Source organism: Sphingomonas sp. BE138 (genome assembly GCF_031456125.1).
Lineage (GTDB): Bacteria > Pseudomonadota > Alphaproteobacteria > Sphingomonadales > Sphingomonadaceae > Sphingomonas.
Map to the genome: position 1 here is coordinate 22,069 of NZ_JAVDUC010000019.1, position 19,885 is coordinate 41,953.

At 65.0% G+C, this 19,885-nt stretch carries 23 protein-coding genes; 12 read left to right on the forward strand and 11 right to left on the reverse strand.

Features of this window, described 5'->3' with window-relative positions; all coding sequences use genetic code 11:
• Window positions 1-2: 2 nt before the first annotated feature.
• Window positions 3-3,284, forward strand: a complete 3,282-nt coding sequence (locus tag J2Y58_RS17330) for a conjugal transfer protein TraG N-terminal domain-containing protein (RefSeq protein WP_310105876.1) — start codon at window positions 3-5, stop codon at window positions 3,282-3,284.
• Here the strand turns inward: J2Y58_RS17330 and J2Y58_RS17335 are convergent.
• Entirely contained in the window at window positions 3,265-3,522 is a 258-nt protein-coding gene (locus J2Y58_RS17335) for a hypothetical protein (RefSeq protein WP_310105878.1), read from the reverse strand. The two genes, J2Y58_RS17330 and J2Y58_RS17335, sit on opposite strands and share 20 nt — an antisense overlap.
• A 125-nt stretch (window positions 3,523-3,647) precedes the next feature.
• On the opposite strand from J2Y58_RS17335, the gene J2Y58_RS17340 reads away from it, so the two are divergent.
• The 5 genes from J2Y58_RS17340 (at window position 3,648) to J2Y58_RS17360 (ending at window position 5,447) form a co-directional block, all read left to right on the forward strand.
• Window positions 3,648-4,007 carry a hypothetical protein gene (locus J2Y58_RS17340; RefSeq protein WP_310105881.1) on the forward strand — a complete coding sequence of 120 codons (360 nt, stop codon included), beginning with the start codon at window positions 3,648-3,650 and terminating at the stop codon, window positions 4,005-4,007.
• A 32-nt stretch (window positions 4,008-4,039) separates the two neighbouring features.
• A complete protein-coding gene (locus J2Y58_RS17345) occupies window positions 4,040-4,705 on the forward strand; it encodes an SOS response-associated peptidase family protein (RefSeq protein ID WP_310105885.1) in 666 nt (221 codons plus the stop codon).
• A gap of 42 nt (window positions 4,706-4,747) precedes the next feature.
• A complete protein-coding gene (locus tag J2Y58_RS17350) occupies window positions 4,748-5,026 on the forward strand; it encodes an HU family DNA-binding protein (protein ID WP_310105971.1) in 279 nt (92 codons plus the stop codon).
• 62 nt (window positions 5,027-5,088) lie between these two features.
• On the forward strand, window positions 5,089-5,256 hold the full coding sequence (locus tag J2Y58_RS17355) for a hypothetical protein (protein ID WP_310105888.1): 168 nt from the start codon (window positions 5,089-5,091) through the stop codon (window positions 5,254-5,256).
• A complete protein-coding gene (locus J2Y58_RS17360; protein WP_310105890.1) occupies window positions 5,256-5,447 on the forward strand; it encodes a hypothetical protein in 192 nt (63 codons plus the stop codon). The genes J2Y58_RS17355 and J2Y58_RS17360 overlap by 1 nt, the downstream gene beginning before the upstream one ends.
• Before the next feature lie 141 nt (window positions 5,448-5,588).
• Here the strand turns inward: J2Y58_RS17360 and J2Y58_RS17365 are convergent, their stop codons facing one another.
• The gene (locus tag J2Y58_RS17365; RefSeq protein ID WP_310105893.1) at window positions 5,589-6,092 is read right to left on the reverse strand and encodes a DUF892 family protein; all 504 of its coding nucleotides are present in this window, start codon (window positions 6,090-6,092) and stop codon (window positions 5,589-5,591) included.
• 178 nt (window positions 6,093-6,270) lie between these two features.
• Between J2Y58_RS17365 and J2Y58_RS17370 the strand changes: the two genes are divergently transcribed.
• The 3 genes from J2Y58_RS17370 to J2Y58_RS17380 all read left to right on the forward strand — a co-directional run bounded on the left by J2Y58_RS17370 (window position 6,271) and on the right by J2Y58_RS17380 (window position 12,236).
• Window positions 6,271-11,229, forward strand: coding sequence for a type ISP restriction/modification enzyme (locus J2Y58_RS17370; protein WP_310105896.1), 4,959 nt, complete (start codon window positions 6,271-6,273; stop codon window positions 11,227-11,229).
• A gap of 3 nt (window positions 11,230-11,232) precedes the next feature.
• Entirely contained in the window at window positions 11,233-11,538 is a 306-nt protein-coding gene (locus tag J2Y58_RS17375; protein ID WP_310105899.1) for a hypothetical protein, read from the forward strand.
• 149 nt (window positions 11,539-11,687) lie between these two features.
• Window positions 11,688-12,236, forward strand: coding sequence for a hypothetical protein (locus tag J2Y58_RS17380; RefSeq protein ID WP_310105902.1), 549 nt, complete (start codon window positions 11,688-11,690; stop codon window positions 12,234-12,236).
• Window positions 12,237-12,436: 200 nt separating this feature from the next.
• Here J2Y58_RS17380 and J2Y58_RS17385 read toward each other — a convergent pair whose 3' ends face one another.
• Window positions 12,437-12,721, reverse strand: a complete 285-nt coding sequence (locus J2Y58_RS17385) for a hypothetical protein (protein ID WP_310105905.1) — start codon at window positions 12,719-12,721, stop codon at window positions 12,437-12,439.
• A 229-nt stretch (window positions 12,722-12,950) separates the two neighbouring features.
• Between J2Y58_RS17385 and J2Y58_RS17390 the strand changes: the two genes are divergently transcribed.
• The 3 genes from J2Y58_RS17390 (at window position 12,951) to J2Y58_RS17400 (ending at window position 15,290) form a co-directional block, all read left to right on the forward strand.
• Window positions 12,951-13,397 carry a translesion error-prone DNA polymerase V autoproteolytic subunit gene (locus J2Y58_RS17390; protein WP_310105977.1) on the forward strand — a complete coding sequence of 149 codons (447 nt, stop codon included), beginning with the start codon at window positions 12,951-12,953 and terminating at the stop codon, window positions 13,395-13,397.
• Between the two features lie 3 nt (window positions 13,398-13,400).
• Window positions 13,401-14,660 carry a Y-family DNA polymerase gene (locus J2Y58_RS17395; RefSeq protein ID WP_310105908.1) on the forward strand — a complete coding sequence of 420 codons (1,260 nt, stop codon included), beginning with the start codon at window positions 13,401-13,403 and terminating at the stop codon, window positions 14,658-14,660.
• 96 nt (window positions 14,661-14,756) lie between these two features.
• Window positions 14,757-15,290, forward strand: a complete 534-nt coding sequence (locus tag J2Y58_RS17400) for a MucR family transcriptional regulator (protein ID WP_310105911.1) — start codon at window positions 14,757-14,759, stop codon at window positions 15,288-15,290.
• Window positions 15,291-15,342: 52 nt separating this feature from the next.
• On the opposite strand, the gene J2Y58_RS17405 is transcribed toward J2Y58_RS17400, so the two are convergent.
• Genes J2Y58_RS17405 through J2Y58_RS17440 form a run of 8 tightly spaced genes read right to left on the reverse strand, consistent with a single transcriptional unit; the run spans window position 15,343 to window position 19,803 of the window.
• Complete coding sequence (locus J2Y58_RS17405; RefSeq protein WP_310105914.1) at window positions 15,343-15,606, reverse strand: hypothetical protein; 264 nt, start codon at window positions 15,604-15,606, stop codon at window positions 15,343-15,345.
• A gap of 47 nt (window positions 15,607-15,653) precedes the next feature.
• Window positions 15,654-16,127, reverse strand: coding sequence for a hypothetical protein (locus J2Y58_RS17410; protein ID WP_310105917.1), 474 nt, complete (start codon window positions 16,125-16,127; stop codon window positions 15,654-15,656).
• 2 nt (window positions 16,128-16,129) lie between these two features.
• Window positions 16,130-16,654 carry a hypothetical protein gene (locus J2Y58_RS17415; protein WP_310105919.1) on the reverse strand — a complete coding sequence of 175 codons (525 nt, stop codon included), beginning with the start codon at window positions 16,652-16,654 and terminating at the stop codon, window positions 16,130-16,132.
• Window positions 16,651-17,163, reverse strand: a complete 513-nt coding sequence (locus tag J2Y58_RS17420) for a hypothetical protein (protein WP_310105922.1) — start codon at window positions 17,161-17,163, stop codon at window positions 16,651-16,653. The genes J2Y58_RS17415 and J2Y58_RS17420 overlap by 4 nt, the downstream gene beginning before the upstream one ends.
• Window positions 17,160-18,335: a nuclease-related domain-containing protein gene (locus tag J2Y58_RS17425; RefSeq protein WP_310105925.1), complete on the reverse strand. Its 1,176-nt coding sequence runs from the start codon at window positions 18,333-18,335 to the stop codon at window positions 17,160-17,162. Before J2Y58_RS17425 ends, J2Y58_RS17420 begins: the two co-directional genes overlap by 4 nt.
• Before the next feature lie 12 nt (window positions 18,336-18,347).
• Window positions 18,348-19,244 carry a CsgG/HfaB family protein gene (locus tag J2Y58_RS17430; RefSeq protein ID WP_310105928.1) on the reverse strand — a complete coding sequence of 299 codons (897 nt, stop codon included), beginning with the start codon at window positions 19,242-19,244 and terminating at the stop codon, window positions 18,348-18,350.
• 5 nt (window positions 19,245-19,249) lie between these two features.
• Window positions 19,250-19,570, reverse strand: coding sequence for a hypothetical protein (locus tag J2Y58_RS17435; protein ID WP_310105931.1), 321 nt, complete (start codon window positions 19,568-19,570; stop codon window positions 19,250-19,252).
• Window positions 19,571-19,593: 23 nt separating this feature from the next.
• Entirely contained in the window at window positions 19,594-19,803 is a 210-nt protein-coding gene (locus tag J2Y58_RS17440) for a hypothetical protein (RefSeq protein ID WP_310105934.1), read from the reverse strand.
• Window positions 19,804-19,885 lie beyond the last annotated feature (82 nt).

The following is a 19,885-nucleotide window of genomic DNA, read 5'->3' on the forward strand; positions in this document are numbered from 1 at the left end:
CAATGGGCACGCTCGAGGTCTTCACGATCGGCGGTGGCGAATACATCGTCAACGTCATGAACGCGGTCGCGGCATGGTGCGGGGGCGGTGGCTACCGCTCGATGATCCAGGTCGTGATGGTGATGGGCTTCATCTACTCGCTGTGCGTCGTCGCCTTCTCGCTCGACTGGCGGGCGTGGTTCAACTGGTTCCTCCAGTCCACCGCCATCTACATGATGCTGATGGTGCCGACCGTGACCGTAAAGGTCACCGACCGGATCAATCCGGGGCTCCCGGCAGCGGCGGTCGATAATGTGCCGCTCGGGCTCGGCGTCATGGCCTCGTTCACCAGTCAGGTCGGCGACTGGCTGACGCGCTCGGCCGAGACGGTGTTCGTCATGCCCAACGCGCTCAACCTGTCGACCAACGGCATGATCTACGGCGCACGGCTGATGGACAAGGCGCGCACGTTCGAGATCACCGACAGCGTGTTTCGCGCCAACCTCGACGAGCATCTGAAGCAATGCACCTTCTATGACGTGCTGCTCGGCTTCAAGTCGATGAACCAGCTGACCAAAGCCAGCGACCTGTGGAGGGCGATCGGCCTGGGCAGCCCGGCGCGCAGCCAGCGGTGGATCACCTCGACGGGCACCGACACCACCGAGAACACGATCATCCCCTGCAACGAGGCCTACAGCCGCATGGACGCGGCCTGGCAGGCCGAATACGACAACGACATTCCCTGGTTCACCAAGAGTGCCTATCCGGGGGTGGCAGACGCGATTGCGGCGCAGCGGCTGAAGGAAGACCTGCCGATCGTCGCGGCGCAGATGCACGGCAGCTCGAGCGACGCCTATTCCTACCTCCGTCAGGTGTCGATGATCGATGCGTTCCTGGCGGCGCGCGAGAGTTTCTCGGATGCCGGCTGGGATGCCTATGCCGCGCAGCGCGCCGATGCACAGGCCAAGAACACCTACACCTCCATCGCCCAACAGGCCATGACGTGGGTGCCCCTCCTCGGCATCGTACTCACCATCGTCTTTTACGCGATGTTCCCCGTCCTTTTCCCGCTCTTCCTCTTTCCGCGTACCGGCGTTCAGACGCTGAAGGGCTATGCCACGGGGTTCTTCTATCTCGCCTCGTGGGGGCCGCTCTACGTCATCCTGCACATGTTCGTGATGGGCCGCGCCGCGAGCCTCTATCATGCGCTCTCGCCGACGGGTCCAACGCTGCTCGTCATCGACGGGATGGCGAGCGTCAACGAGTCCATCACGACGCTCGCCGGCTTCCTGATGATGAGCGTGCCGTTCATCGCAGGCGGCATGGCCAGGGGTGCGATGACGATCGCAAGTCATGCAACCTCGATGCTGCAGCCCGCGCAGGGTGCGGCCGAGCAGGCGGCGACCGAGCGGACCACGGGAAATTATTCCTACGGGAATACCTCGTTCCAGAACCTCACGTCGGGCATGACCCAGGCCAACAAGTGGGATACGCAGCCCAAGTTCAATTCGGGCTATGCCGTCGGCACGTTCACGAACGCGGACGGCGGGGTCACGTCCAGCTTCGCGGACGGCACCAACGCGTTTGACACCCGGCAGGGTATATCGAGCCTCGCCTTCACGCCGACGCGATCGGCAGGGTTCGACAGCCAGATGAGCCGCGCGCTCTCCGATGGACAGTCGCACACGGAGTCGCTGCGTAAGACCGCTTCGCAATCGTGGAACGCGACGGCGACGACGGCGACCGATCTGCTGACCGCGGCGGAGCATCGCCGTGGAAGTTCGACCGAGACCGGATCGGGGTTCAATAACAGCGTCGCCAAGATGACGGATGTTTCGAGGAGCTTGTCGAACGGTCTGACGAGTCGATTTGGCCTCAGTGAGGCAGACAGTCAGCAGGTTGCGCGAGCATCACAAACAACCGGCGATGGTAATGCTGGTATAGAAGCACTAGTGAAGATCTGGAAAAATAAGTTTGGGGATGTAAGTGGTAAGGCCGGGCTTGGATTACGCCTAGCATCCATAGCGTCGGAAAACACCGGCCGGGTCATCAGTGGTGACCAGGCTTACGGTGAGCTGCGGGAGTATCTAACTAGAGAGACCAACACGACCCAAGCTCGCGCTGCGCGTGATGATTTTTATCGGGAAACCAGCACAAGTGGCGACAGTGAGGTTCGTTCTCTGTCGCAGAAGCTCGGAGTCAGCGTGGGTGAGTCTCGGTCTGCCTCACTAGAAGCAAGCCGTGCTGAAGAAACCTTCCAGCGGGTCAGCAACGATGTGCGTGAGGCCTCGTCGCGCGGTTGGTCACTCAATCGCAACGAGAGCCAGGAGTTCGTCGTCTATGCGCAGGAGCGTCTTCTCAGCGATGCGGGGACACTGAGCCAGTCGGGTTGGACGCCCGGGATGGTCATGCCCCGCACCCCACAACAGGAGCAGGTCCGCGACATCCTTCTCGGCGACTTCATGGCCCGCCGGGTATCCGCGGTCCGCGAGGAACTTGGTGTAGACATACCGGAGAAGCTCGGCACTACGTTGCATGGACCGGCGACGACGACGGGCGCCGGCGTTCAGCAATGGGGCAGTCAACGTGCGGCCGGCGTGGCCGCACAAGGACCATCCGTTTCGATCCGCGACAGCTCCCGGGATCATGATCTTGCGGGAGAGGTTGGGGATGCGATCCCCAATGCCTCCGCCCGGATCACGCGTGGCGCGTTCGAGATCGGAAACGGTGTCGATGATTCGAGGAAGGTTGCAGGTGGGCTTGGGGAACATGTTCGAGAGCGGAACGACGCGTCGATCCCAGGAACGCTACCAGGCGTCGAAGCAGCGCGCGACTGGGCGCGTGACAAGCTAGGGATCGGTCATGGTACGAGCCATGTCTTTGAAGTTCCGCATGGGGAGCGCGCGATCCTGCCGATCTCCGGCAGGCTAAGCTCCAACATGGGCGGTCGGATCGATCCCGTGACTGGGCAGCCCGGCCATCATCATCGAGGCGTGGATATCGCCGCGGCCGCTGGAACCGAAATCCGCGCCCCTGCATCAGGCCGGGTGGTGAAGAACGACTTCCAGGCAGGTGGAGCCGGGAATTACGTTGTGCTCCAGCACGGCGACGGATCGCAGAGCAAATACTTCCACATGCAGGATCGGTCGACACTGCCGGTGGGTAGCAATGTCGACGCTGGTGCCGTTCTTGGCCACGTTGGGAGCACCGGCAAGTCGACCGGACCGCATCTTCATTATGAGTTGTGGAAAGACGGGGCACCGGTCGACCCGAGGCGGTACCAGCTCAGGAACCGCCCGGAATAATAAAGAAGCCAACGAACATAGCGACGACTATAAGCATAAAGAGTAATGGAGAGTGCGTTTCGTAATTTTGACTCGAACGCTGACTTGAGGGATATACCTCATCCATCAATTCTCTTCCTCGCGGAGTTGATACGTCGAAAATATTCTCGGGATTGACCGCATAGGAGGTGCTTGGAAACACTGTAGGTGGCGAATGCGCAGCACCCCAGTCCATCCGGCCCGTATCATGATCCAACATGGCCGCTCCTTCCTGATCCATCCCGTAGTCCGGGGTTAGAACGCTTGCCAAAGCGTAACAGAACCGGTTGGATGTGGCGAGTGGTTTTCCACGTTTGTTCTTCCCGGTCACGCAAGGAGGAGAGCATGCAGATCGATCGGAGCGGCGACGCGGTCACGATCGCCCGGTACGAGCGGCTGCTCGCCGAACATCTCATATTCTACGATGCGCTTCGCCTGCGCGAGCGCCGCCCGAGAAGCGCTGCGCAACGCCAGTTTCAGGACGTCGCGTGGGGCAAGGCCGAGCCGGTCAGCGAGCATGAGCTGGCTTATGTCTGGTATCTCACGCAGCGCCGCATCGCGCCGTTCGGGAGGCACGCACCCGCGCCGCACATCGACGACACCCTCGCCGCCTACGAGGCCGGCGCGCGCCCCGTGAGCGGCGAGATCGGGACGAAATGGGACAATGCCTGGCGCGAATATCGTGGCGGTCGCGAGTTCTGGTGATCGCGGGCGCATTGCCGTGGTAGAGCCGCGGCGTGTGCAACAGATACCGCCTCTCCGCCAAACAGGCCGACGTCATGCGCGCGTGCGGCTATGAGCCGCCCTACCCGGAGGACGTGACTTTCCCGGTGCCGCGCGAGATCTTCCCGACGGGCAAAAAGACAGCACGGCACGGGCTGGTCGTGCGGCGATCGGCGCGAGGCAACCGACCGCTCGAGGCGCAAGCAATGGAATGGGGCTTTCCCACCAAAGTCGCGAGCAAGCGTGATCCGGCAACGAAGCTGGACAAGTACGTCACCAACGCGCGCAACCTGTCGTCCTCGATGTGGAAGCCGTCGATCGTGAGCCCGGAGCGGCGTTGCCTCGTGCCGTTCACCTGGTTCGCCGAACCGCATCCCGATGGCGGCAAGGGTGATGACGACAAGCCGAAGCAGATGTGGTTCGCCGTTTCCGGGCAGAAGATCGCGTTCTTTGCAGGGCTATGGCGGCCGACAGAGCGCGGTGACGCCTATGCCTTCTGCACGACGGCGCCGAACGATATGGTCGCGCCCTGGCACCCGAAGGCGATGCCGGCGATCCTTCACCCGCGCGATCTCACGACCTGGCTCGACGGCAGCGCCGACGAGGCTCTGGCATTGGTCCGCCCGTTCGACGGCGAGATGCGGCATCAGGTTGCCACACCCGACCAGGAAGCGGCATGATGCCGCCCCACGTCCAACGATAGAGGAAGGATACAAATGGCATTGTCTACGGCCGATCTCGCCGCGCAGCTTTCGAAAACCCATGGCCTCGACAAGGGCGATGCGCGCAAGGTCATCGACGCGGTGTTCGCCGAGATCGTGGCCGCGGTCGCCAGGGGCGAGGAAGTCAGCCTGAACGGGGTCGGCAAGTTCAAGCTGAAGGAAACCGCCGAGCGCCAGGGCCGCAATCCCGCGAGCGGTGAGGCGATGACGATCGCGGCGCAGCGCAAGATCACCTTCGCGCCGGCCAAGCAGGTGCGTGACCGGTTGAACGGGGCCTGATGGCGGCGCTGTAACGCTACGGGCGGCGTGGTAGACCGCGTCGCCCGGTCAGGAGGAAGAGGATGAGCAGCCAGACGACATTGGCGATGCGCGAGCGCGCCGCTGCGGAGCGGATGGAGGCCGAGGCAGCCGATTTGCCGAAGGTCCGCGAACGCGCGTTGCGGTCCGCGCAGCGCTGGACCGAGCTTGCGGATCTGTCCGATCGGGCAAGTCCCGGGCGGCTCCGGTGATGCCGGAAGGAACCAGGGATGATCCCGTCCCGGCACAGCTGCTGGACGAGGCGAATGCCGAAGCGGTCCGCGTGATGGTGTCCGAACTCTCCGACAAGCAGGTTATCCGCGTGTACGATATGTCGGGCGGCATGGGTTACGTCGCGGATCTCGCGGCCGAGCAGATGCAGCGCCGCAACCTGGATTACTGACGGCGCGCGTTCGGCTTCGGACTGCACCGGGTGGGCGTGACGAACCGTGCCATGGTCGGCTACCGGCCTTGAGGGTAGTTGGCGTTTCCTTTTTCTTCGAGCAAGGCACGCCTGCCCGTGAGGACAGGCGTGCCGGGTCGCTTAGCCTTCCCTGGCTTCGATGTTGACCACGGTCTCAGCGAGGCGGGTCATGTACTCATCGCCGCCATAGATGTCCTTGGTGGCCTCGCGCAGCTTCTTGTTCGCGTCCTTCAATCCCAGCGCCTTGGCGAAGGCGGCCGCGGTGCCGAATCCCGCGATTCCGTAATGCGACATGCGCTGATACTGGGCAATGATCTGTGCATCCAGCACCGGCCCCTTCTCCGGCGCTTCCTCGCTGGTGTGCTTGACCGCCTCAGCGACCAGCCCCTCCATGCCCTTGCAATGCTCCTTGGATACCTTCTCGCCAGCTTCCTCGATCAGCTCCTTGAGCACGTCGGTGTGCTGACTGATCCCGTCCTGTGACTTCGCCAGCATGTCCTTCAGCGTCTTGTCGGTGGCCTTGCCCGCGATCTTCTTGAGGCAGCGCTGCATCTGGTCGTTGGCCGACCACAGGTCCTTCAGTTCATCGGTGTACAGGTCGTTCAGATCCCTGGGCGTCGACATGCGGAAATACTCCTCTGGTTTTGGGCGAGCCGATGAGTGGCCTCGCAATCAAACGATCGTGACCACCGCAGGATGCAGCATCGGCCGGTTTCGTTTGCCTGGCGGTCGAAGGCGTGGCGAACCGTGCGATGGTCGGCTACTTCTCGGGCAAACAGGTCACGAACACAGAAGGCACAGGATGGCGCTGACGCTGCAGCAGATACTCGAGCGCTACCGGGCCGACGCGACCAGTGAGCGCGAGAAGGGGACCTGGTTCGAGCGGCTGACGCGCACCTGGCTCCTCAACGCGCCGACCCAGGCGGGTCGCTATTCGCGCGTGCTGACCTTCGCCGAGTTCGCGGCCGAGCGTGGTGAGATTGGCAAGGACACCGGCATCGACCTTGTCGCCGAGCTGGCGGACGCCCCCGGTGAGTGGTGCGCGGTGCAGTGCAAGTTCTATGGCGCGGGCTACCGTATCCGGCGCGAGGACGTGGACGGCTTCCTTGCCGCCTCGGCCCGCGCGCCTTTCACGCGCCGGCTGTTCGTCGACACCACCGGCGTCAACTGGACCGAGAACGCCGAGCATACCTTTCGCGACCAGTCGATCGCGACCCAGCGTGTTGGCCTGCCGGAGATGGACGAGAGCGGGATCGACTGGGATGCGTTCTTCGCGACCGGCGAGACGCGCCTCCACGAGCGCAAGCAGCCGCGCCCGCACCAGCGCGAGGCGCTGGAATGCGTGACCGACGGACTCGGCACGGCCGACCGTGGCAAGCTCATCATGGCCTGCGGCACGGGCAAGACCTTTACCGCGCTCAGGATCGCCGAGGCGATGGCGGGACCGGGCGGGCGGGTGCTGTTCCTGGTGCCCTCACTCGCGCTGATGCAGCAGACAGTGCGCGAATGGTCGATCGACAGCGAGACCCCGCTGCGCTCGTTCGCGGTCTGCTCGGACAGCCAGGTCGGGATCCGGCGTGGTCGCGAAGACAGCGCCGACATCGATGCGCACGATCTCGCCATCCCGGCGACAACCAACGCCGAGCGGCTTGCCGCCAGCGCGGGGGCTTCCGACCCCGAACGCATGACGGTGGTGTTCTCGACCTACCAGTCGCTGGCCGCGATCAGCGTCGCGCAAAAGCAGTTCGGACTGCCGGCGTTCGATCTCATCGTCTGCGACGAGGCGCACCGCACAACCGGGGTGACGCTCGCCGGTGAGGACGAAAGCCATTTCGTCCGCATCCACGACGCCGACTACATCAAGGGCGCGAAGCGGCTCTACATGACCGCCACGCCGCGCGTGTTCGGGGACAGCGTGCGCCAGGTCGCCGACGAGGCGGACGCGGTGCTGTGCTCGATGGACGATCCCGCGCTGTTCGGTGAGACGCTGTTCACGCGCAACTTCGGCTGGGCGGTCCAGAACGGGCTTCTCACCGACTACAAGGTCATCGTGCTGGCGGTGAACGAGGCGGACATCGCGTCCGGCATCCAGGCGCGACTGTCGGACGAGAACAGCGAGCTGGTGCTCGATGACGCGACCAAGATCGTCGGCTGCTACAAGGCGTTGCTCAAGAGCGACTTTGCCGGCGAGGCGGAGGGTGACGGCCTCCCGATGCGGCGCGCGATCGCGTTCACCCGCTCGATTGCCGCATCGAAGACGATCGAGGCCGAGTTCGCGCGTGTCGCGGACGACTGGCGCGAGGCGGTCGAGGAGGCCGGCAGCAGCGGAAGTGCGCTGCCCCCGCTCGAGACGCAGGTGCGCCACGTCGACGGCAGCTTCAATGCCAAGAGCCGCGACACGCTGCTGGCGTGGCTGAAGGCGGAGACCGGCCGCGACGACGAGTGCCGGATCCTCACCAATGCGCGCTGCCTTTCCGAGGGCGTCGACGTGCCCGCACTCGACGCGATCATGTTCCTTCACCCACGAAAGTCGCAGATCGACGTGGTGCAGGCGGTCGGGCGCGTCATGCGCCGCGCCGAGGGCAAGCGGATGGGCTATGTCATCCTGCCGGTCGGCGTGCCGGCCGGCGTCGAGCCCGAAGCCGCGCTCGACAACAACGAGAAGTACCGGGTCGTCTGGCAGATCCTCAACGCGCTGCGCTCGCATGACGAACGGCTCGATGCGACGATCAACAAGATCGACCTGGGCGTCGATCCGGGTGACCGCATCGAGATCATCGCGGTCACCAACAACCTGCCGCAGCGGGCCGAGCGCGGTCAGGCGGCGCTCGATCTGGGAGCAGCGGGCGGCGCCGGCGACGAGGAGCCGGGCGATGCGCCGGCGCCCACCGGCGCGGGCGAGCAGCTTGCCTTCCGCATGGACGAGTTCAGCCGCTCGATCCTCGCGCGGATCGTGCGCAAGTGCGGCACGCGCACCTACTGGGAGGAATGGGCGCGCGACGTCGCCGAGATCGCGCAGCGGCATGTGATCCGGATCAAGGCGGCGGTCGAGAAGGCCGGCAGCGAGGAAAAGGCGGCGTTCGACGCGTTCCTCGCCGAGATCCGCGACGACCTCAACGACGCGATCAGCGATGAGGAGGCGATCGAGATGCTGGCGCAGCATCTCATCACCCGGCCGGTGTTCGACGCCTTGTTCGAGGGGCACAGCTTTGCCGCCAGCAATCCCGTCAGCCGGGCGCTGCAGGGCGTGCTCGACGTCCTCGACAACCAGCATCTCGAGAAGGAGGCGGCGAGCCTCGAGCGCTTCTACGCCAGCGTGCGGGCGCGGGCTGCCGGGATCGATGATGCGACCGCCAAGCAGAAGATCGTGGTCGAGCTCTACGACAAGTTCTTCAAGAGCGCCTTCCCCAAGCTCTCCAAAAAGCTCGGCATCGTCTACACGCCGGTGGAGATCGTCGACTTCATCATCGCCTCGGTCGATGAGCTGCTCCGCTCCGGGTTCGGGCAGAACCTCGGCAGCGAGGGCGTCCACATCATCGACCCGTTCGTGGGCACGGGCACGTTCATCACCCGGCTGCTGCAATCGGGCCGGATCGCGCCTGGGGACCTGCCGCGCAAGTATGCAAGCGAGATCCACGCCAACGAGCTGGTGCTGCTCGCCTATTATATCGCGGCGATCAACATCGAGGCGGTGTACCATGAAATCGCGGGCGGCGCGTATCAGCCGTTCCCCGGCATCTGCCTGACCGACACGTTCCAGCTCTACGAGAAGGACGACCTCATCAGCGGGATGATGGCGGACAATTCCACGCGCCGTACCCGCCAGAAGGCGCTCGATATCCGGGTCATCATCGGCAATCCGCCATATTCCGATGGGCAGGATTCGGCCAACGACAATGCCGCCAACGTCGCCTATCCTTCCCTCGACGCCCGTATCCGCGATACCTATGCTGCGCGCAGCAGCGCCAGGAACAAGAACGGGCTCTACAACAGCTACATCCGCGCGATGCGCTGGGCGAGCGACCGGGTCGGCGAGAGCGGCATTGCCGCCTTTGTCACCAACGGCGGATGGATCGACAGTAACTCTGCCGACGGCCTGCGTCGCTCGATGGCGGATGAATACGCGGACCTGTACATCTTAAACCTGCGGGGTGATGCCCGAACCTCGGGCGAGCGACGCCAGCGCGAGAAGGACAACGTGTTCGGGCAGGGAACGAGAACGCCGGTGGCGATCTCGATCCTGGTCAAGAACCCTGCAGCCACCCGACATGGGCGCATCCTCTACCACGACATTGGCGACTATCTAAGCAAGGACCAGAAACTGGGCCGGATAACGAGCTTCGGCAGCATCGGCGGGATCGATGCGGCAGAAGGCTGGCGGGAGATCGTGCCCGACGAGCATGGCGACTGGCTCAAGCAGCGCGACGGCGGGTTCGCTGCATTGATGGCGCTGGGCGACAAGGACGGCGTCGAGGACGTGAAGGTCTTCGAGACATACTCCCGCGGCGTAGCGACTGGTCGGGATGCCTGGGCGTACAACCCGGGTCGGTCGGCGCTTGCGGCCAACATGCAGCGAATGATCGCGTTCTACAGCGACGAGCTTGCTAGGTTCGATACCGCTTATCCTGAACTCGATCGCAAGGAGCGTGCTGCTGCGCTCGACGGTTTCGTCGACAACGATCCAAAGCGGATGAGTTGGTCGGCAGGACTGAAAGACGCTATCGTTCGCAGAGTATCCGCCAGTTGCGAAGAGAAGCGGTTTACCCGAAGCCTCTACCGTCCATTTGCGCCGCAATGGCTCTACTATGATCGCCTCTTCAACGAGCGCGTATACCAGATGCCCCGCCTCTTTCCGGGCGGCGAGGCACCGAACCGCGCGATCTGCCTGTCAGGCGCAGGCGGCAAGGTCCCGTTTGGCGCATTGATGACGGACGTGGTTCCCAGCCTCCACGTCGCCGACATGGGCGGCTCGCAATGCTTCCCGCTGTACCTCTATGACGAAGTGGCGGCACGTCAGGCCGGCACCGGTCATCAGGGCGAGATGTTCGCCAGCGAGGCCGGCGGGGCGATCCCGCGCCGCGACGGTATCTCCGACGCCGCGATCGAGCGTTTCCGCGCCGCCTATGGCGATCCCGCGATCGGCAAGGAGGAGCTGTTCTACTACATCTACGGTCTGCTCCACTCGCAGGAATACCGGGCCACCTTTGCTGACAACCTTGCGAAGGAATTGCCGCGCATCCCGGTGGTCAGCGATGCAGCCGACTTCCACGCCTTCGCAGCGGCCGGGCGCGAGCTGGCCGATCTGCATGTGGGCTTCGACACGGTCGAGCCGTGGCCGGTAACGATCGCGCAAGGCGATCTGAGGCTCGCCAGCATCGACGATCCAGTCTCCTACTACCGGGTGGAAAAGATGCGCTTCGGTGGCAAGGGGCGCGAAAAGGATCGCACCACCGTCCTGTATAACGCCCGGATCACGATGACCGACATTCCGCTCGCCGCCTACGACTATGTGGTGAACGGCAAACCCGCGCTGGAATGGGTGATGGAGTGGCAGGCGGTGCGCACCGATACCGCCAGCGGCATCATCAAGGACGCGAACGATTACGCCAACGAGACAATGGGCGATCCGGCCTATCCGCTGCTGCTGTTCCGCCGCGTGGTTGCCATCTCGATGCGGACGATGGAGATCGTGAACGCGCTGCCGGCGCTGCGATACGCCGTTGTTGAAAGCATGCCGTCCAAAGCCATGGCGGCGGAATAGGCGATGAGCGAACACCGGCTGGCCGAGCGCATCGCCACGCGTGAAGGGGAAGAGAAGACCTCGATCGACCTCGCCTTGACTGAAGGCGGCGGGATCGAGCTGTCCGGCCATGATCTTGGGCCCCTCGTGCAGCGGATGCAGGGTGACGGAGATTACGAGTACGGCATCAGGATCAGACCCGAAGACATCGGCCATCTCGCGTTCGCACTGATCGCCGAGCATTATGGCGGGGATCTGGAAGCTGTCGCCAAGGTTCGCGATCTCGCGTTGAAGTACGGGATCGAGACCGACAGTTGGGAGTGGGGGTGATCGGGTCGGTGACATTAACGCTCCGCGGAGCACGCACCAATGCGCTTGGGCAGGGATCGGCCCGCTCCGCCATGCTCCTGTTCGACCAGAACGGGAAGTTCGTTCGCGTCATGTCCACGAACCAGACCAACATCCGGTAAGGCGCTGTCATGGCAAGCATCGACATGCACTCACATCATTCGACCCTGCGCGAGCGCATCGTCGAGCATGTGTTTGTGGGAGAGGCGCTGCGCGCCCTTTGGCGCCGGGGAGTGACGGACGTGGAGATCCTGCGGTCGGAGTTCGACGCACACGGCTACGATCTTGTGGTGGGGCGCGGTTCGATCGTTCGCCATATACAATTCAAGACAGGTATCCGCAGCAAGCCCGCGCCCGTCTCCGTTGGGCGGGCGCTCGCCGAGAAGCCAAGCGGATGCGTGATATGGATCAGCGTCACGCTTGACCTCGATATTGGACCCTACTGGTGGTTCGGCGGGGCTCCCGGTGAAGCGTTGCCCGATCTGTCCGGTTTCGCCAGTCCGAAACGCATAGGTCGGCGAGAAGGCGGCGATCGGCCGGTGCGGGTCAATCACAGCAAGGTTCCGGCCAAGCACTTTCGACGCATCGAGACGATGGACGAGATGCTGGAAACACTGTTCGGCCCCCTCCCCGTAGGCTCGGCACCGACGGTCGATGGTGAACCCGACGAGGGAGCATAGCAATTCTCATGCGAGAATGTCGCTAAGCAGAGCGAAGAGGAATCGGCCGCTCTAAAACTATGTGTTTAGAATCAAGGTCTGCGAGCAATCTGTCCGGCAACACGGCCTACGAAATTGCTATTCAGACCGGGCGTGCCCGCCATCTGCCTGTACCAGCCGGGGAGCTCCCGAGGGGCTGCTACAGGCGAAGGAGGCACCGCTTACTGCGACTTGACGGTGGTGCTGGCGTTACCCTGACTGTCCGTCGTCGTGGTGCGCTCGGTCTTGTGGGTCACGGTCTTGTGCCCGACCTTCACGCCCAGCACCTTCTTGGGGCGGTGGGTCTTGCGCTTCGTGACGTGGGTCACCTTGTGCTGCTGCGTCACGACGCCGTTATCATCGACATGCGCGTTGTTGCTGACCTTGGTCTGCGCCGTCGTCTGCGCACCTGCCGGCGCTACCACCGTCAGGGCGGCAACTGCTGCGACGATCATCGATACTTTCATGATTGTTCCTCGGCTGAATGGCCGGACTCCGTGTTCAGCCATACGCGCGGCACAACGCGGCGACGGGCGGCGGGTTCAGCCCGCAGGCTTCGAATGGCACGCGTTGTTGCGGGATGTGCATCATCCGGCGCGACGCCCGGCGCGCCGATACCGGCCGCCGGCAAGCTGCCGCCCGCCGAGCCAGGAAATATTCGTTCCCGTCCTGTTCTCCACGAGTTATCATGCCGGGATGCTCGCCCGATCGATCCCCGCCAGTCGCCCGATTCCCATTGCCGAGGTGCCGGCCGACCTGCGGCTGAAGGTCGTGAGCGCGGCAGGAGCGGGTTTTCCCTCGCCCGCCCAGGACTGGGAAGAAACCGCGATTAATCTCGTCGAGCTGCTCCGGCTCGATCGCGCCGCCAGCTTCGTGTTTCGCGTCAGCGGACAATCGATGACCGATGCCGGCATCTACGATGACGATGTGGTGGTGGTCGATCGCGATGTGACACCCACCAACGGGCGCATCGTCATTGCGGTCGTGGAGGGCGGGTTCGTCATCCGGCAACTCGTCTGGCGCGAGGGCAAGCCGGTGCTCGAAGCGCGTAACGCCCGGATGGTCTACGAAGCCGTCGTCGCGGACGAAACGGTCGAAGTGTGGGGCGTGGTGCGCGCCAGCGTCCGCAACCTGGCGGCGTGAACGATGCACGCGATCGCCGACGTCGCCAATTTCTACGTCTCGTGCGAGCGGGTGTTCGATCCGTCGCTGCGAGGTCGGCCCGTCATCATCCTCTCGAACGGTGATGGCTGTGCCATTGCCCGTTCCGAGGAAGCCAAGGCGCTTCACATCAAGATGGGCGCGCCGATGTTCAGGATCCGCGATATCGTCAAGCGACACGGCGTGATCGTCCGCTCGTCCGCGTATGAGACCTACGCCAATATGAATAACCGCTTCAACGCGGTCCTCGCCGAGTTCAGCGATACGATCGAGATCTACTCGATCGACGAGAGCTTCTTCAAACTGCCGGTGCTGCCGAACGGGATGGGCGATGTCGCGACCGCGCGGCGCATCTGTGCCGCGGTGCTGCGCTCGACCGGCCTGCCGATCCGGATCGGGCTCGGCCCGACCAGGACGCTGAGCAAGGTCGCCAACGCGCTCGCCAAGGCATCGGAGAAGGTCTGGGGGGGCGTGATCGATCTGCATGATCTCGAGCTGCGCCGACGCCTGTTCGCGGAATGGCCGGTCGAGGAGGTCTGGGGCATCGCGCGCGCGATGACCGAGCGGCTGCGCCCGCTGGGCGTGCGCACGACGGCCGATCTCGCCGCCCTTCCCCCCGAGGTCGCGCGCGATGTCGGCACGGTCGTGCTCGAACGGCTGGTGCGCGAACTGAACGGCATCGAGTGCATCGACTTCGAGCCCGAGCCGGCACCGTCCAAGGCGACGGCGGTGACACGGTGCTTCGGCGAGCCGGTCAGCGATCCGTCGGCGCTGCGCGAGGCGATGGTTCGCCGGGCGGTGCGCGCGGCCGAGAAGATCCGTGACCAGCGACTAACCGCGACCAGGCTCATCGCCTTCGCGCACGGCAGCCGGTACAAGCCGAACGCGCCGTCGGCATCGCGGATCGGGCGACTGTCGCCGGCGACCAACGACCCGCGCGTGATCGCCGGGATGGCCGGAAGGATGGCCGATGCGATGTTCGAGGCAGGGGCGGTATATACGAAGTGCGGGGTGATGCTGGAGGGGCTGGAGCCGGCGAGCGCGCATCAGGCTGACCTCTTCGCGGTCCCCGACCCGCGCTCCCCTGCCCTTCTGGCGGCGATCGACGGGCTCAACGGGCGTTTCGGGCGCCATACGTTGCGGCTCGCCTCCGAAGGGTTCGGCGACAAACCCTATGACACGAAGCGCGCCTTCAAAAGCCCGTCATGGACGACGCGGATCGATCAGGTGCCGGTCGCGCGGTAGGGGGTCACTTGTTAGCGTCCGCGCCGTGCCATGCCCTTGGCAGTGGCTCACCAGGCATTACCATGGTTCGCTCAAGGACGGCGAAGGACGTTGACGTTGAGCGATGACAACAACACCCTGGAGCTGGCGACCGAACTGACGGTCGCGTGGCTCGGCAATCCACATACCCGTGCCGGCAGCGAGGACGTACCGGCGTTCCTGCGTGCGATGTACGATGTGGTCTCAAGGCTCGTCGACCCGATGCCGGCCGCGACGACCGAAGAGGCAGGGTCGGGCTATACGCGGGCGGTCAGCGTGCGTAAGTCGCTCGCCAGGCCCGACGCCATCATCAGCATGATCGACGGCAAGCCCTACAAGACCCTGCGTCGCCATCTGGCGGGCCATGGCTTGACCGCCGACGAGTACCGAGCGCGCTACAATCTGAAGTCCGACTATCCGATGGTCGCGCCCGAATACAGCGAGGCACGCCGGGCGCTGGCCAAGACGCTCGGGCTCGGTCGCAAGACGGGTCCGTCGAAGAAGGGGACCGGGAAGGCATCGGGGCCGTCAGACCCGGCCACGAAGACCGATCGGCGCAGCGGCGGGGACGGTGGACTGGCAGCTGCCAAGGCGCATCTGGGGAGCGAGTAGCTCCAGAGTTACCGGGTAAGAGGAAGGGCGGCACAACGCCGCCCTTGCCCTGTCACCGGCCGAGACCGCCGAGTACGCCACCCAGTTTGCCGAGTGCGCCTTCTCCACCGATCTGAGCAAGCAACGCCTGGATCTTGTCGAGCGGCAGGCCGGTCTGATTGGCGGTGCCTTCAGCCGTATCACCAGGCTGTGCCTGCTGTTGGCCAAGCGCGGCGATCACCTGCTGGACCTGTTCGGGGGTGAAACCGACCCTGGTGGCCAGCTCGTTGATGTCGAAACCGCCGGCAGCGCCGGTGATGCTGTCGAGGATACCCATGTAGCCGTTCTCCTTTGTATCGAAGAGGAGCAACGCTTTGGGCTGATCTATCGTGCCGTGAGCGGCGTCGCGCCGGCACGTTCGAGCAACTGCTCGTCCGTGAGCTCGCGTTGATCGATCCACCATTTCGCATCGGCGATCCCGAGGAGCGCGGCGCCGGTCTCGGCCGAGGTAAACGAACAGGCGGTGCGGAGCATGGCGATCCGCTGCGCCCGGATCGCGGTGGCCCAGCTAACCTGCCGCTCGGACCCGGTCAGCGGAACAAGCGTCAGGTGCGCGATCGCGCCTTGCGCCTTGGTCAGGGCGCGCTCGCTCTCGGCCGCCTTTTCCGCGCGATAGCACGAGGCGCAAAGCGTTGTCTTCAGCCAGTCGGCACGCCGCTGCTGCTGGCTGTCGAACCCTGTCAGGTGATGCGACTGCTCATGCCCGCAAGTGTGGATGATGCGATGATCCATGCCTCTTGCTAGACCATTGTTGCCATGGTGTTCCAGTCCCGCGTCGACCGGGACGGCAATGGACACAATCACTTCATGATCAGGACGACGGCCTTGCGGGTCACGGGCGCGGGGTGCGGGAGCGGTGCTGAGGTGGCCGATCGCTGCGCGAACACTACGGAAAGAGGTTGCCGGTTTTCGGCAACATCTTTCCATCGCAGCGCGGCCGCGATCATGCGGTAGCTTGTGGGATGCACGCCATCGGCGCTGGGGATGGCGGCCAGCTGGATGACGCTGTCGCCGAAGGCCCGCGCAACTGTCGCCACGACGCGCGCGGCGCGGGCATCGTAGGGCGCGAGCCAGGTGACGCGGAAGGCTGTCGTCCGGCTGCGCAGCATCGTCAGGTTACGTGCCAGAGCCGGGTTGAGCGGGTCGTTGGATCCGAGCGCGATGAGGGCTGAAGGGGCCGGAGGGCGCGGTCGAGGATCGCGGGCGATCTCGCCCGAGCCCGCACCGACGCGGGCATGGACCTCGCAGCGGATGCCTTGCGTCGCCAAGGCCGAAGCGGTGCCGATCGCGGTGCTGTCGCCGAGGATGAGGCAGAACGGGATCATCGGGCGGTACTGCGGGCAGCAGCTGGGGGTGGAACGCTGAGCGATGGACGCTGCAACTCGCCCAGCGCCAGCAAGCCGATGATCACCACGGCGCAGCCGGCCAGCCCGAACGCGATCCTGATGATGCCGAGGACGCGGGCCACCCGCCCCTGCCTCAGCTTCAGAAGAAAGAGCCCGATCCCGGTCCGCCACGAGAGCCAGCCATCCGCGATGTCGCTGGCGCTGAACACCGCAACCGGAACGGCGATCGCGAACGCCAGCCAGCCAAGGGAAAGGCCAAGCAGCGCTACCGCCGCGACACCGACGATCAGCATGATCGCGGTAATCGCGTGCACCGCGATGACGACGGGCGCGATGCGCCATGTCCGGGGCTGGGAGATGAAGCGGTAGATGACGAGCGCGCGCCGGCAGCGCTCGCAGTGGTGGATGCGGTGACCCGGCTCCCACGGCATCATCGGGTGCCGGCAATAAGGGCACCGCGTCCGCCCGAAGCTGCCCATCATGTTCATGGCATTTGCACCTCGCGGATCGCGTCCGGCAGTCCGGCCCGTATCTCGCCGGCGATGTCGGGCAGGCAGAGCCAGTTGGAGAACATGGGATTCCACACTGCTTTTCCCTTGCACAGCGAGGAAAGCGCCTCCTTGCCGATGGAATCGTCGGGCGAAGCGCGGAAGGCGATGCGTCCATCGGGCAGCGTTCGCTCGGTGATGCCGGCACAGACCGGAAGCGGCGCGCTTGCCTTTCGCCCTCGTTTCGTAGCCGGTGAAGCCTCCTCGGGCGCGGGCAGCGTAATCGGTTCGATCGTCTCGATTGCCTGCGTGTCAGGTGCGGGCACGACATGCGCCTGCGGCCCGGTGTCGGGCAGCGGCTCATCGTCCGCGTCGCCCCCTTCCGGCTCCTGCATCGGCACCGGCTCCGGCGCGGCGGCCGATTGCGTTTCGCCCTCGACCACCGCTTCCTCTTCCTCGCCTGCGTCGATCCCGAGCCGGGCGTAGATGTTGGGTTCGGGCACATGGTCGGCGATGAGCTGGCGTGCGATCCCCAGCATGTGCATGCCCGATACGCCGGCCGAAAATAGACGGCTGAGGCGCGTCGTCCCCCCAAACGGCGTCCACGCGGCAACGAGGTTGTCGGACTTGAAGATGCGCTCGTCACCGGGGATCGCCTTGCGGTCGATCCGAGCTGTCGGGGGGACGATCACGAAGACGGCGATGGCCTCGAACGCCTTGGTATGCCCTTTGGCCCTGAGCCAGGCTTCGAGCACGATCCGCTGGCGGCGTACCTGGGAGACCGGATTGGGGATGTCGACCGGCCGGCGCTGGCCCTCGTACCAGACATGCCACTCGTCCTGAGCGTTCTTCGAAATCTTTCCAGCGTAGTTCTTGGACTCGAAGATCGCGGCAGTCCGCGAGTAGCGCGACAGGACGATGTGGTCGAACTGCGCGAAGCTGCCGTTGCCGTCGGGCAGGCGCAGGTTGTGGATGACGGCATGGCGGTCGTTGTCGGCGCCCCCGAACTCGCGATCGAGGATGAAGGCGGTGTCCTTCTCGCCCCAGAGCCCGCTGCGGTGGTTTCTGATCTCCTTCTGGACGGCAGCGGGCAAGGCGGCGAACTCGGCCGATTTCACCACCTCGCTTGCCAGGGCATAGTCGGCCGCGCGGGTCGATTTGCGACAGATCATCCTGTTGCCCCGTCAGCGCGGCTTGGGCGGTTGTGGGTCGGTCGACCAGGGCACGTTCGGTACCATGTGCCGCTGGACGGTCGGGGCGGTCGCAGCCGATCCGGCAGGCGGCACCGGCGCGGACGCCGGCGGGGTCAGCGCGGGCGGCTTCGCCGGAACGAGCTTCGCCTCGAGCCGTGGTCGCGCATCGCCGATGAGCTTGCGGAACGCATCGAGCATGGCAAGGCTGGTGATCTTGCCGATGTCGGTCGAGGCATAGGTGCCGCCGAGCGCACCCACGCCGAGCCCGAGAAGCAGACCGCCGCCCACGACGCCCACATCCTTCTTGCGCGCCGAGCCGCTGGCGACGGCTTCCTGGATGCCGGTGTTCACGTCGACGAGGGTGAGCAGCACCTGGCTCTCCATCGTCTTGGACTTGAGGCCGACCGCGCCTCCGAACATGCCGCCGAGACCGCCCCCGGATTCGCGTGCCTTGCTGTCGGAATAGACGACCTGCACCTGCAGGAGGTAGTCCGCCTTGGTGACGGCGCGGGGGGCGGCGTTGCCCTGAATCGCGCGCTCACGTTCCAGCGCGGTGAAGGCATCACCGCGGTCGGCAACGCGGAAGCAGTTGGACCGGGCGATCATCAGCTTCACGAGCGGAAGCGGGTCGACGCGGGCGGTTGATCCGCCGTTCTGCATCTCCGCCATGCGCATCAGCGCCTGAAGCTGCGGCGACAGGCTGTCGGTCGGGTTGGCGGTCTTCTCCTCGACCAGCGCGGCGACGCCGAGCGGGATCGGGCATTGCGGCAGCTCGGACGCCTCATCGACGCCGGTGCCGCCCTGCCCCAGCTTCTGTGCAGCGAGGGTGGATGGGGTGACGGCCGCGAGCGCGGCCGTCATGAAGAGCAGGGTTGTAGGCTTGGGCACCGGCGTCACGCTCCCTTGGTGTGCGTGGTGGGATCGCAGATGCCGGCGCGTTCCTCTCGAGTCGGCTCCTGCCTGGCGATCTTGTCGCAGTCCTTGCAGTCGGCGCAATCCGCGCAATCCTTGCAGTCGGCCTTGTGTGCCCGGCCCTTGTGCGCGCGGTAGTGCTCGGTCTTCTCCCGGGCGCGGTGCGCGGCATCGGCCCCGGCGCTCTCGGCCGCGAAGCTGGTCATGGCGAGGAGGACCGGCGTTGCCGGCGCGGCGCTGGCGGCAGCCGGCATGGCAAAGGCCAGCGCGGCGAGCGCGATGGCGATGGGTCGTGGTTTCATTGTCATTACCCCTTGGTTGGCGATCAGAAGAACCCGGTGCGACGGCCGTCGCGCCGGTCGTCGTGGCTGGTGCCACTGTCCCCGAGAGCCGACCTGCGGATCTCGAGCTCGACCCCATCCCCCTTGCGGCGGATGCGGACGTCCTGCGGGGCGACGTTGTTACGCTTCGCCCATCGATCGGCGTCGGCTTCGGAGCCGAACTCGCCCATTTCCTCAAAGTCCCAGTTGGCCATGGTCTCCTCCGTGACGTGGCCGACCGCCTGCACGGCCGGACGGTTGATGATCGCAGACGCGCGACCCGCGTGAGGGTCCGGC